Origin of the sequence: Massilia niastensis DSM 21313, from assembly GCF_000382345.1 — a bacterium.
In the GTDB taxonomy this organism is placed as follows: Bacteria; Pseudomonadota; Gammaproteobacteria; order Burkholderiales; family Burkholderiaceae_D; genus Telluria; species Telluria niastensis.
The window spans coordinates 1-11,703 of sequence record NZ_KB908173.1; the positions used below are offsets into that span (position 1 = coordinate 1).

At 64.2% G+C, this 11,703-nt stretch carries 8 protein-coding genes and 2 pseudogenes; 6 read left to right on the plus strand and 4 right to left on the minus strand.

All coding sequences use genetic code 11. The features are described 5' to 3' along the window. A pseudogene (locus H162_RS0128660) lies at positions 1–377 on the minus strand (NAD(P)(+) transhydrogenase (Re/Si-specific) subunit alpha); the annotation flags it as partial. Between the two features lie 173 nt (positions 378–550). Here H162_RS0128660 and H162_RS0128665 point away from each other — a divergent pair. Beyond that, positions 551–796 (plus strand): hypothetical protein, encoded by a 246-nt coding sequence (locus tag H162_RS0128665; protein WP_156885851.1) that lies wholly within the window; start codon positions 551–553, stop codon positions 794–796. Here H162_RS0128665 and H162_RS0128670 read toward each other — a convergent pair. Next, complete coding sequence (locus H162_RS0128670; protein WP_020656919.1) at positions 793–1,812, minus strand: AraC family transcriptional regulator; 1,020 nt, start codon at positions 1,810–1,812, stop codon at positions 793–795. The genes H162_RS0128665 and H162_RS0128670 overlap by 4 nt on opposite strands. 190 nt (positions 1,813–2,002) lie before the next feature. On the opposite strand from H162_RS0128670, the gene H162_RS0128675 reads away from it, so the two are divergent. From H162_RS0128675 to H162_RS0128685, 3 genes are read left to right on the plus strand one after another with little or no spacing between them, the layout of a single operon-like run. Continuing rightward, complete coding sequence (locus tag H162_RS0128675) at positions 2,003–3,745, plus strand: FAD-dependent oxidoreductase (RefSeq protein ID WP_020656920.1); 1,743 nt, start codon at positions 2,003–2,005, stop codon at positions 3,743–3,745. Beyond that, on the plus strand, positions 3,738–5,369 hold the full coding sequence (locus tag H162_RS0128680) for a GMC family oxidoreductase (RefSeq protein WP_020656921.1): 1,632 nt from the start codon (positions 3,738–3,740) through the stop codon (positions 5,367–5,369). Before H162_RS0128675 ends, H162_RS0128680 begins: the two co-directional genes overlap by 8 nt. Beyond that, positions 5,366–6,340, plus strand: coding sequence for an aldo/keto reductase (locus H162_RS0128685; protein WP_020656922.1), 975 nt, complete (start codon positions 5,366–5,368; stop codon positions 6,338–6,340). The genes H162_RS0128680 and H162_RS0128685 overlap by 4 nt, the downstream gene beginning before the upstream one ends. Positions 6,341–6,399: 59 nt before the next feature. On the opposite strand, the gene H162_RS0128690 is transcribed toward H162_RS0128685, so the two are convergent. Together H162_RS0128690 and H162_RS32275 are read right to left on the minus strand one after the other, a co-directional pair. Then, positions 6,400–7,806: a sigma-54-dependent transcriptional regulator gene (locus tag H162_RS0128690; protein ID WP_020656923.1), complete on the minus strand. Its 1,407-nt coding sequence runs from the start codon at positions 7,804–7,806 to the stop codon at positions 6,400–6,402. Between the two features lie 3 nt (positions 7,807–7,809). Continuing rightward, a complete protein-coding gene (locus H162_RS32275) occupies positions 7,810–9,207 on the minus strand; it encodes a sensor histidine kinase (RefSeq protein ID WP_156885852.1) in 1,398 nt (465 codons plus the stop codon). A 312-nt stretch (positions 9,208–9,519) separates the two neighbouring features. Here H162_RS32275 and H162_RS0128700 point away from each other — a divergent pair, with 312 nt between their 5' ends. Beyond that, positions 9,520–10,515: a hypothetical protein gene (locus H162_RS0128700; RefSeq protein ID WP_211223760.1), complete on the plus strand. Its 996-nt coding sequence runs from the start codon at positions 9,520–9,522 to the stop codon at positions 10,513–10,515. Positions 10,516–11,387: 872 nt separating this feature from the next. Next, positions 11,388–11,703 (plus strand): annotated as a pseudogene (locus H162_RS0128710) (mandelate racemase); the annotation flags it as partial.

Consider the following 11,703-nt stretch of genomic DNA (forward strand, 5'->3'; position numbering starts at 1 on the left):
TCCATCGACTGCGCACGGGTGATGCGCGGCACCGATTCGAGTGCGAAGGCCTGCAGCCGGGCGGAGGCCATGGCGGCGGTATTCTCGCGATCGAAGGGATCGAGCATCCCGATCAGCACCGCACCGGCTTTCATCTGCCCCCGCTCGCCCGCATCCGGTGCGCGCACCTTGAGCACGATATCGGCGCCGAGCGCCTCGCCGGCGCTGCCGATCCGCGCGCCGGCCGCCGCGTAGGCCGCATCGGCCAGCGAGGCCTTTTCTCCAGCGCCCGCCTGGATGATGATCTCGTGCCTGAGCGCCAGCTTCTTGACGGTCTCCGGCGTCGCGGCGACGCGGGTCTCGCCTTGCCGGGTTTCTACGGGAATACCAATCTTCATGAACTCACCCTCTCTTCTGTCTGCATTCCATGGCGCCGCTTCGGAGCGCTTGCATTCGCAGTATAGGAAGGCGAATCAGGCCGGCCTATGCCGAAAAACGCCAATCGGCCTGCGCGCTTTGGTCATCGCATCCGTCCCGCTGGCTGCCTATACTTGCCGCAAGGAGGAGCAAGATGAGACGCAGCCAGGTAAGGGAATTGAAGCAGGCCGTGAGCACGCACGGCGATGCCGCCGCGATGCACGAATTGTTGAACCGCTCGGTCAGGTTCGGGCACAAGCGGCTTGCCCTGCTGCGCTGCCTGCAGGCGGAACGGATGGGCATCGCCGTCGACGGCGCGATCCTGTCCTACTGCCGGCGCGTCGCCGACGCCATGGCGCCGGACGCGCTGCAGGACATCATGCGCCGGGCTGCCGGCTAGCCGTGGCCGGGCAGTGAACAGGTGCTGCGGTACTCGCCGGGATTCGCGCCAGTCCACTTCTTGAAGGCGCGGTGGAAGGCGCTGGCCTCGGAAAACCCCAGCTCGCAGGCGATGTCGGTCACGCTGCTGCTGGTATGGCACAGGTAGTCGATGGCGATATCGCGGCGCAGCTGGTCCTTGATGTCCTGGTAGGATGACCCTTCGTCGATCAACCGGCGGCGCAAGGTCGATGGCGTCATGTGCAGCCGTTCGGCCAGCTGCTCGAAACTGGGCCATTCGTCGCGGCCTGCCGCGCGCAGCCGGCGCCGGATCTGGGCCGCCAGCCCGTTGGCGTTCTTGTACTTGAGGATGATATTGGCCGGCGCCTGGCGCACGAACTCGCGCGCCGTGCGCGCGTCCTGGATCACCGGCAGGTCGAGGAAGGATGCCTCGAACACGAGCGCCGTGCGCGGCTGCCCGAACTGCAGCGCGGACGAGTACATGCGCCCATATTCGGCGCTGTGCGCCGGCTCGGGGTAGGAGAAGGATGCCTTCGCGACGGGAATGCGGCGTCCGACCAGCCAGCACGCGAGTCCGTGCTGCATCATCAGGAGCGTCTCGCAACCGAACGCCGCGCTCTGGCGCCGGCCGGGCGCATGCGCGATCTCCAGGCTGGCATGGAGATCGCCGCTCTCCAGCCGGCATTCGAAGTCGTCGAGCATCAGGTTGAAGACCCGCGCCATGCGCAGCATGGCCTCGCGCAAGCTGGCGCAGTGGACCAGCGACTGGGTCAGCACCGCAAAGCTGCCCACCTTCATGCGCCGCGTATCCTGGGCGAACAGTTCGTCGTCCAGCGCGGCGGCCACGGCCAGCCACAGTGCGCTGAAGTCCCGCGGCGTCACCCTGGCCTGTGGCGTGTGCAGCAGCGACGGCGCTATCCCTGCTCCGCGCAGCAGCGCATCGGCGTCGAGGCCCCGTTCGATGACGGGTTCGACGGCCGAGCGGACGAAGTGAATCGAAATACTGCCGTTTTCCATGATCTCCAGCCCATCCGCCAAAAACTAAAAACAGTTCAACTTGTTTGTTATAGTATGCGTATTCGGGAATCCGCACAATCGCCCGGGCCATCCCGGTGACCATTTCGTGCATGTTGCGTGGATGGATCGGTCATGGCGCAGGCAAGGCGAGGCTCTTATACTCGATTCAGAAAAATCCAAGGAGACTACTATGGCGTCAACCAACAACTCCGCCGCACCGCGGCAGGTCGATGTGCTGGTCATCGGCAGCGGCGCATCGGCTTTCACGGCCGCGCTCACCGCCCGCAAGGCGGGGCTGGACGTGCTGATGGTGGAAAAGGACGCCGTATTCGGCGGCACCTCCTGCTTTTCGGGCGGCGTCATGTGGATTCCCGGCAACCGCCACTCGCCTACGCTGGGTCCGGATTCGCTCGAGGCGGCGCGCACCTATATCCAGCATGAGACGGGCGCCCATTACGATCCGGTCCGGGTCGATGCCTTCCTCAAGAATGGCCCGGCCATGATCGATTTCCTGGAACGCGAAACCGAAGTCGAATGCTATCCCTTTGCCTATCCCGACTACCACCCGCCCTACCCCGGCCACGCCAGCGTGCGTTCTCTCGGCACCAGGGATTATCCGGTCGGGCGCCTGGGCAAGCACCGCAAGCTGTTGCGCCAGGGCCTGAACCAGATGAATTTCATGGGCCTGGCGGTCGGCTCCAACGTCGAGATGAAACAACTGATGAGCGCCGGACGCTCGATGGCCGGCGTGTTCTTCGTATTGCGCAAGTTCTGCGCCGTGCTGAAGGATATCGCGCGCTATGGCCGGCCGGACCCGTGCACGCGCGGCCGCGCCCTGATCGCCCGCCTGGCGCGTTCCGCCTTCGACTCCGGCATCGATCTGTGGCTGAGTTCTCCGGCGACGCAACTGGTGTATGTCAATGGCAAGGTCGAAGGCGCCGACGTGCAGACCCCGGACGGCGCCGTGCGGGTGCTGGCGCGCAAGGGCGTGGTGCTGGCCAGCGGCGGCTTCCCGCACGATACGGGGCGCACCAGGGCGATCTATCCGCACAAGGCGGCCGGCCGCGCGCACCACAGCCTGGCCTCGCCCGGCAACGTCGGCGACGGCGCCCGGATGGCGGAATCGGTCGGCGGCTCGGTCGACACGAATGTGGTGCAACCGGCAGCCTTCATGCCGGTGTCGGTGATCCCGGGCCGCGCGGGCTCGGCGGCCCTGTGGCCCCACATCGTGGACCGGCAGAAGCCCGGCTTCATCGCCGTGACGGTGGAGGGCAAGCGCTTCTTCGACGAGGCGGCGCCCTACCACGACTTCGTGCCGGCCATGGCCAGGGCCTGCGCCCACCTGCCCGACACGCATTGCTACCTGCTGTGCGACCACACGACGATCCGCCGCTACGGCCTGGGCTTCGTCAAGCCGGCGCCGGTGCCGCTGGAGCGCCATGTGCAATCCGGCTACATCCTGCGCGGCGACACGCTGGCGGAACTCGCACGCAAGGCCGGCATCGATGCGGCGGCACTGGAGCAGACCGTCCAGCGCTTCAACGTGAACGCGCGCATGGGAACCGATCCGGACTTCGGCCGCGGTGGCGACGTCTACGACCATTCGCAGGGAGATCCGGAGCACAAGCCGAATCCCAACCTGGGCCCGCTCGAGCACGGCCCCTTCTATGCCCTGCGCCTGCTGCCGGGCGACATCGGCACTTTCTCTGGCATCCGCACCGACGCCAGCGCGCGCGTGCTGGCCGCCGACGGCGCGCCGATTCCCGGCCTGTACGCGGCCGGCAACGATGCGCTCAACTTCATGGCCGGCGCCTACGCGGGCGCCGGCGGCACCCTCGGCCCCGGCATGACCCTGGCCTACATCGCGGCGAAGCACATCGCGGCTGCCGCCACGGCGCCGGACCAGGTCCAGGAAGAGCGTCGCTATGGCTGAGCACTGGGACTATATCGTGATCGGCGCCGGTTCGGCCGGCTGCGTCATGGCCGAGCGTCTCTCGTCCGATCCCGACAAGCGCGTCCTGCTGCTCGAAGCGGGCGGCCCGGATACCAGCCCCCTGATCCACATGCCCAAGGGGATCGGCAAGCTGGCCTCGGACCCGGACCATGCCTGGATCTACCCGGTCGGCCAGCGCCGCCTCCCCGACCTGCCCGCGACCGAAGCCTGGGTGCGCGGCAAGGGTCTGGGCGGCTCGTCGTCGATCAACGGCATGATCTGGGTGCGCGGACAACCCGAGGACTACGACGCATGGGAGCGGCGCGGTTGCGTCGGCTGGGGGCGCAGGGAGATGAACGCGGCCTTCCAGGCGATCGAGGACCATGAGCTGGGCGCCGGTGGCGAACGGGGCGTCGGCGGCCCGGTCCATATCAGCACCGGCAAGTACCGCTATCCCCTGGCCGAAGCCCTGATCGCCGCTGGCCAGGGCATGGGCCTGCCGCGCAAGGAAGACCTGAACAGCCCGGGCCAGGACGGGATCGGCTACTACGCCCACAATATCCGCAACGGACGCAGGCAAAGCGCCGCCGTGGCCTTCCTCAAGCCGGCGCGCACACGGCGCAACCTGGAGATCCGCACCGGAGTCCTGGTCGACCGCATCGCCTTCGAGGGCAAGCGGGCGACGGCTGTCGAGACGATCATCGGCGGGCGGCGGCATCGCTTCGCGGTCGGGGGCGAGGTGATCCTGAGCGCCGGCACCATGGCCTCGCCGGCCATCCTGCAGCGCTCCGGCGTAGGCCCCGGCAACCTGCTCGCTTCGCTGGGCATCCCGGTGGTGGCCGACCGCGCGGGCGTGGGCCGGCACCTGCTCGATCATCTCGGCTTTTCCATGCCCTACCGGCTGCGTGGCGCGGCCGGCAACAATCCCGAATTCCACGGCCTGGGCCTGGTGAAGAACGCACTGCGCTACTCCCTGACGCGCAGCGGACCGCTGGCCACCGGTCCGTTCGAGGTGGGCGCCTTCGCGCGCTCGCGTCCGGGACTCGCGCGGCCGGATCTCCAGCTGTTCGGCAGCGCCTTCACCTTCAAGCCCAAGCGCAGCAGCAATCCGAATTTCCCGGTCCAGCAAGGCACGGTCGAGCGTGAGCCGGGCTTCACGGTCTATTCGCAGCTGCTGCGTCTGGATAGCGAAGGCAGCATCGCGATCACGGCGGCGGACCCGCAGGCCTCGCTGGCGATCGCTCCGAACTGGCTCGCCAGCGCCACCGACCAGGAATCGGCCGTCGCGGCGGTGCGCTACGTGCGCCGGCTGATGGCACAGCCGGCCATCGCCCGCTTCATCAGCCACGAGATCGCCCCGGGCGCGGCAATCGAAAGCGACGCCGCGCTGCTCGACGTGTTCCGCCGCCTCTCGCGCTGCGGCACCCACGCGGTGGGGGTGTGCCGCATGGGCGGCGCCGAGGACGATGTCTGCGATCCCCAGTTGCGCGTGCGCGGCGTGCATGGCGTCAGGGTGGTCGACTGCTCGGTCATGCCGGGCCTGGTTTCCGGCAACACCAATGCGCCGGCCATGGCGCTCGCCTGGCATGCGGCAAGCATGATGGACAAGGAGAGACGAGCATGACGATCACGGAACGCCCGCTCGGGCGCAGCGGCCTGTCGACCACGCCGCTGATGTTGGGCGGGAATGTCTTCGGCTGGACGGCCGACCGCGCGGCCAGCTTCGCCGTGCTCGACGCCTTCGCCGATGGCGGCGGCAAGCTGATCGACACGGCCGACATGTACAGCAACTGGATCCCGGGCCTGGTGGGCGGTGAATCGGAAACCATGATCGGCGAATGGCAGGCCAGCCGCCGCTGCCGCGACCGGATCCTGATCGCCACCAAGGTGGGCCGCGGCCAGGGAGAATACGCGGGCCTGGCGCGGACCACGATCGTCCAGGCGGTCGAGGGCTCGCTGCGGCGCCTGCGCACCGATTACATCGACCTGTACTTCGCCCACCTCGACGACCTCGCCACGCCGCTCGAGGAAACCCTGCGCGCCTTCGACGACCTGGTCGCCGCAGGCAAGGTGCGGGCGCTGGGCGCCTCGCATTACGGGCCTGAACGCCTGCTGGAGGCGCGCGCGCTCGGCGATTCGCTGGGGCTGGCGCGCTATGAAGTGCTGCAGCCGCGCTACAACCTGATGGCACGCGCGAGCTTCGAAGGTCCGCTGCAGCAGCTATGCGTCGACGAGCGCATCGGCGTCGTGCCGTTCTACGCCCTGGCCAGCGGCTTCCTGACCGGTAAGTACCGCAGTCAACGCGACCTGTCCGAAAGGCAGCGTGGCGCCGAGGTGGAAAAGTACCTGAATGCCTTTGGGCTTGGCGTACTGGACGCGCTCGACACCGTGGCCGCGCAAACCGGAGCGACCCAGGCGCAGGTAGCCCTGGCCTGGCTCATGGCACAACCGGGCATCACCGCGCCCATCGCCAGCGCCACGTCGGCGGTCCAGGCGGCCGAACTGGCGGCGGCCATGCGCCTCGACCTCGATGCGGTCCAGCTTGCCCTGATCGGCGATGCCAGCGCGCCCGGCACGGCGCCCCAGCCATCCTGATGGCGCCGGCCATGGCGCGGGACCAGCGCGTTCACGGCATTGTTCATCGAACCTGGCCTCTAGCGCGCGCCGCTCCTGATGCTGTATTTCTCCATGCGGTAACGCAGGGTATCGCGCGACAAGCCCAGCATTCTTGCCGCCCGCGTCACGTTCCACTCCGTTTTTTCCAGGGCGGTGAGCAGGTATTGACGCTCCATGCCCGCGAGATTCAAGGTCTGGTCGTCGTCCGGACGATCTGGAACGGCGAAAAGCGCGCCCTGCTCTTCCCCGCCCGACGCCGCCGGCAGCATGAGCTCCTCCAGGGTAATGGCATGGTGCTGGGCCATCAGGGCAACCTGCTCGAGCTTGTTACGCAGCTCGCGCACGTTTCCCGGCCAATGCCAGCCAAGCAGCGCCTGCTGCGCCTCTGCGGTGAGAAGTAGCTCACGCTTGCGGTAACGCGCTCCATGCATGGCGAGGAATGCGTTTGCGAGCAGGAGGATGTCCCCATCACGCGCCCGCAAGGGCGGTACGGGCAGCTGGACCATATTCAGCCGGTAGTACAGGTCGGACCGGAATTTACCTTCAAGTACGCGACGCTCCAGGTCCTGGTTGGTCGCCGCGATGACACGGAAATTGATGCGCTGCTCACGCAAGCCGCCGAGGCGGCGCACCTTCTTTTCCTCCAATACTTTCAAGAGCTTGCTTTGCACCGCCAGTTCCAGCTCGCCGATCTCATCCAGAAACAGGGTTCCGCCGTCCGCGGCCTCGATCAAGCCGAATTTCCTTTCACGCGCGTCCGTGAATGCACCGCGTTCGTACCCAAAGAGCTCGGCTTCGAGCATTTGCGGCGGGATGGACGCGCAATTGAGTTCGATAAAGGGTTGGGCCTTGCGCGAGCCCTCGAAGTGCACCGCCCTGGCCACGACTTCCTTGCCCGTCCCCGTTTCACCGGTGATCAATACCGTCGGCAAATCATCGTCCAGCAAGGTGCATTCAGCCGCGGCGAGGCGCCTGATTCTCTCCTTGAGTGCGAGCATCGGCGGCGACTCGCCCAGCAGGTTTTTCAGTTCACTCCGGTTAGCCTGCTGGGCTTGCATGTAACTGAGCGTTTTCTCCACACGCTCTTGCCCGAGTGCGCGATCGACGAGCAGCTTGAGTTCGCTGAGCACGACCGGTTTGCACAGGTAATCGAAGGCCCCCAGCTTCATCGCCTGAACGGCGACCTCGACCGTTGCGTTGCCTGTGATCATGATCACTTTTACCAGGGGAATTTTGCCACGTATGTGCGACAAGACTTCCAAGCCATTCATCTTCGGCAACTGATAGTCAAGCAGCACCACATCGGGCAGGAATGCATCGAGTTTCCCGATGCCCTCCTCCCCCGTGTGCACGGCGACCGCTTCATACTCGTGGCGCTCGAGGTAGGTCTTGATATTCTTGGCCAGGATCAGTTCGTCCTCGATGATCAGTATGGCGCGTGGCATCGCTCAGGCACTCAGGAAATGCAGCGTGATCACGGTACCCCGGCCGCGGGTGCTTTCGATGTGCACGCGGCCGCCGAAACGCTTGACGATGCGCCGGACCAGGGTCAGGCCGACGCCGAGTCCCTTGGCTTTCGTGGTGAAGAAGGGTTGATATATTCGTTGCATGTCCTCCGGAGCGATGCCGACCCCGGTGTCGCTGATGTCGATGTCGACCTGCCCATGACCTGGCCTGGTGCTGCCGGAAATGACGATCGTTCCGCCCTCCGCCGGCATGGCCTCCAGCGCATTGCAGATCAGGTTGTTCAACACCTGCATCAGCGGCGATGCATTCGCCTGGATGCTGGGGAGCCCGTCCGGCAAGGACAGTTCGATGTTGACCTGGCGGCGCTTGATTTCCCGCGCAAAGCCGGCAAGGCACTGGTCGATGAGTGGCCGCGGATCGACTGCTTCGAGCCGGTAGTCGGGGAGCTGGGAATACGTCACTAGCTCGCGTATCCATTGCTCGATACGGTGGACTTCCGAAATGATGTCGTCGGCGGACTCGACACCGACGGCGTTGGGCGCGTCCTGCCACAGCTCGGCAGATGAGCGGATCGACGACAAGGGGTTGCGTATTCCATGCGCAACCGCCGACGCCATTTCACCCAGGGCTCCCATGGTTTCGGATTCGATCAGTCTTTCCTGCTGTGAACGGATCAGCCGGTCGGCGCGCCGAACGATCCAGAACAGGACCAGGTAGAGGAACAGGCCGACGCCGAACGAAATCATCCAGGTCAGCATGGTGCCCTCATCGATTGCCTCGGACAGGGCCGTGGGGATGCGGTACACCTCGACCACGCCGATCACGGCATGGGTGCCGGCATCGCGCAACGGGATATACATTTCCACGAAACGCATGCGTGACTTGCCGAGGTGAAAATGCTCCGCTTTTGCCTTGCCCTCGAGGCCGACTTCGCCGCTCTCGAGTTCGAGGTGCCCCTTCAGGGCTTCGGTCAGTTCCGGATTGTCGCCATATTTATTCCCCAGCCCTAACAGGTTCTCGCTCGACCACAGCAGGGTCGAGTCCTTGCCATACACGTTGGCGCGCGCGACGTCGGGCATGGCGGCGACGTGCTTCAGGAATTCGACGAGTCCCTTGCTGGCTTGCGGGCCGTCGAGCGAGTAGCCCTTGCCGAGTTCGATTTCCACCACATTCTGCACGAAATCCCTGGTCAGCTCGGCATCACGCTGGAGCAGGCGATCCGTCAGGAAGCGCGACATCAATGCCGCTGAGACCACTGAAGCAAGGCAAATCGCAATCAGGCTGAGCAACAGAAATTGGCGGATCAGGTTGAACTGGCTATCGGCGGCGGTGTCGATGCGATTCACGATGATAGGTTCCCGCAAGAGTGCAAGCAGCAAGTCGGTTCCAGGGCGGGCCGGCGCCGAAAGGATCAAGAACGCGCCAGCGTTCCGCGTCCATTCATCTTACTCCCGGCGGCTTCGTCATCGTATTTTTTTATTAACTTGTTGCTGGCCACGCCAATCCCAGGCTGGGTGGGGGAAAACGCCCAATTGGTGGGGCAAATCGCCCAAACCGGCCTTGCCGGATTCGGTGACATTAGCGCGGCCCATGCCTGGCGCCCCTGCAGCACCTCGAACCAGGGATGGCACAAAGCTTGCTCATGTCGCTTGCATAGCACCGTAACCCCAATAACCTCTCAGGAGATGCAGATGAACCCCGAACACCTTGGCGCTTGTTCTCCCATCCATCCATCGACCCAGCAGCGGCGACGGACCTCCGTTCGCAGATCGCTTGGATTCCTTGCACTGCTCCTGTTATCGGGCTTTGCCGGCCAGGCCAGCGCGGCGTCCTCCGACGGTTGCGAAGGCGGGGGATTCACGGTATTGGGATTGCGGGCGCCACAGGATCGCACCATCGCCGCCAATGCGCTCGGCAGCGGCAATGTCATCACCGTGCGCGGGAAATACGTCGAGTTCGATATCGACAAGGCGACCTTCGGCATCCGCAACTATACCTTGACCGGCGCGGCGAATCCGCTCGACATTACAGGCGGCAGGCGTACGCCCGTCTTCGAGAGCAAGTTGCCGAATCACCGTGGCCTGGTCCTGACCGGTGGGGTAGAGCTCGAGCTGAAAGAGCAGGAACTGGTGATCCTTCGCGAAGGGCCGGGACTGACGATGAAGGTCCAGGCGAAGGATTGCGCGAATGGCGGTTTGTTCCAGATGGAGCCGGAGCGCGCCGACCAGACCCGGACCCTGTTCACGCACGTGCTGGCCGAAACCGCCTTCTATTTCGACAATGGCAATTTCCGGCAACGCGAAGGGGATGTCGTCCCCTACAAGGACACAACGGTCGTCGTCCCAGCGCGCATCAACTTCGGGAACGAGTTTTCGCGCAAATTCGTCGGGCGTGATAGTCCGCAGGTTGCAGACCGGCTGGACGAGCCCACCTGCGTCAACCAGATACGCACGCGCACCGGCGCGCTCGCGACTGTCCTGCATTGCGGCAGGGTGTCGCGATGGATGGTGGCCAGCGGCGGCCGCATGGGCCAGGTCATGGGCGAGGATGCCGTCGAGGTTGCGCCGCCGGCCACCGTGTGCGTCAAAAAATGCCAGGCGCGAAACCGGGTACGGGGTCAATCCGTGGTCCTCGGCTTTCCATTCCCGATTCCGATCGAACAGCGGCTGAAGCGACCGCTTCCCTGACCCGCCTGTGTGGGCTTTATTCGATGCATTGAGTTCAGCGAGGCTGAATGCAGGGTATTTCATTCAATAGATCGAAAATGATCACCCTGCATTTCCAGGACTTTCACGGATGAATAATGTGAACGGCATGATCATTGGAATTCATATGGAATCACCTTTATTCCGATAATGAAGGAATAAGGACGGATTATTATCCAGCATATACCGGGAGTGAATCAGAGATGAAATCGAATGACAGCCCCAGCTAATTCATTTACACTGAATTGTGCCGTTCACCCCTGAACGCAACGCTCGGCACATTTACCCGGCTGCTCGCCGGGTTTTTTTATGGATTTGAAAGAAGATGTAAATTCCTTATTCCATTATCCGCTGATAATGCGAAGAAGCAGGCAAGGTGAAACAAGCAGCTCAAACAATCCCCCAAAATCTTTTGAGCAGGTTTCCCGGCGCTTTAATACGCCTGACAACATCCACGGCTACCCTCCTTTTTGCAAGCTTGTTTCGTATGATGTGAATAGGCTTGCTCAAATCTGTCCGGCCCCTGGTGGGGGCGTGCTCCGCGCCACGATGAGAGTCGCGCCTGTCGGCTCTGAAAACTCGACGGCTTCACAATAAGCTCGGGGAAAGCCTCAGGCCGGCATCAGCCTGCGGTCCTCCTGCGTTTCAAAGCTGGTCTGGTGCGCCGCGATGACCCAGGCGATCCGGGCCGTGCACATGGACACTGTCCTTGCCGGAACCGGTTCGTTCTTCACCTTGATTCACTTCACAATTGAATTCCGGAGAATTATAGGCCGCCTTTCACGGATTAACCTACAGCCATCCCGACACACGATCGCATCCGCCGCATGCCACTTTTCCCAAGGAGACTCCCCGTGAAGATCGTCGAAATCCGTGAACAAACCCTTCCCATCAGCTCGCCGATCCGCAACGCCTACATCGACTTCAGCAAGATGACCCTGAGCCTGGTGGCCGTGATCACCGACGTCATCCGCGACGGCAAGCCGGTGGTCGGCTACGGCTTCAATTCCAACGGCCGCTACGGCCAGGGCACCCTGATGCGCGAGCGCTTCATCCCGCGCATCATGGAAGCCGACCCGGCCTCGCTGGTCGACGGCGCCGGCGCCAACCTCGATCCGCACAAGATCTGGAACTGCATGTTCACCAACGAGAAGCCGGGCGGCCACGGCG

Excerpts from the sequence above, each read along its gene's own strand:
- H162_RS0128665 (WP_156885851.1), top strand. The coding sequence starts at position 551 with ATGAGACGCAGCCAGGTAAGGGAATTGAAGCAGGCCGTGAGCACGCAC.
- H162_RS0128680 (WP_020656921.1), top strand. The coding sequence starts at position 3,738 with ATGGCTGAGCACTGGGACTATATCGTGATCGGCGCCGGTTCGGCCGGC.
- H162_RS0128670 (WP_020656919.1), bottom strand. The coding sequence starts at position 1,812 with ATGGAAAACGGCAGTATTTCGATTCACTTCGTCCGCTCGGCCGTCGAA.
- H162_RS0128690 (WP_020656923.1), bottom strand. The coding sequence starts at position 7,806 with ATGCCACGCGCCATACTGATCATCGAGGACGAACTGATCCTGGCCAAG.
- H162_RS0128700 (WP_211223760.1), top strand. The coding sequence starts at position 9,520 with ATGAACCCCGAACACCTTGGCGCTTGTTCTCCCATCCATCCATCGACC.
- H162_RS0128685 (WP_020656922.1), top strand. The coding sequence starts at position 5,366 with ATGACGATCACGGAACGCCCGCTCGGGCGCAGCGGCCTGTCGACCACG.
- H162_RS0128675 (WP_020656920.1), top strand. The coding sequence starts at position 2,003 with ATGGCGTCAACCAACAACTCCGCCGCACCGCGGCAGGTCGATGTGCTG.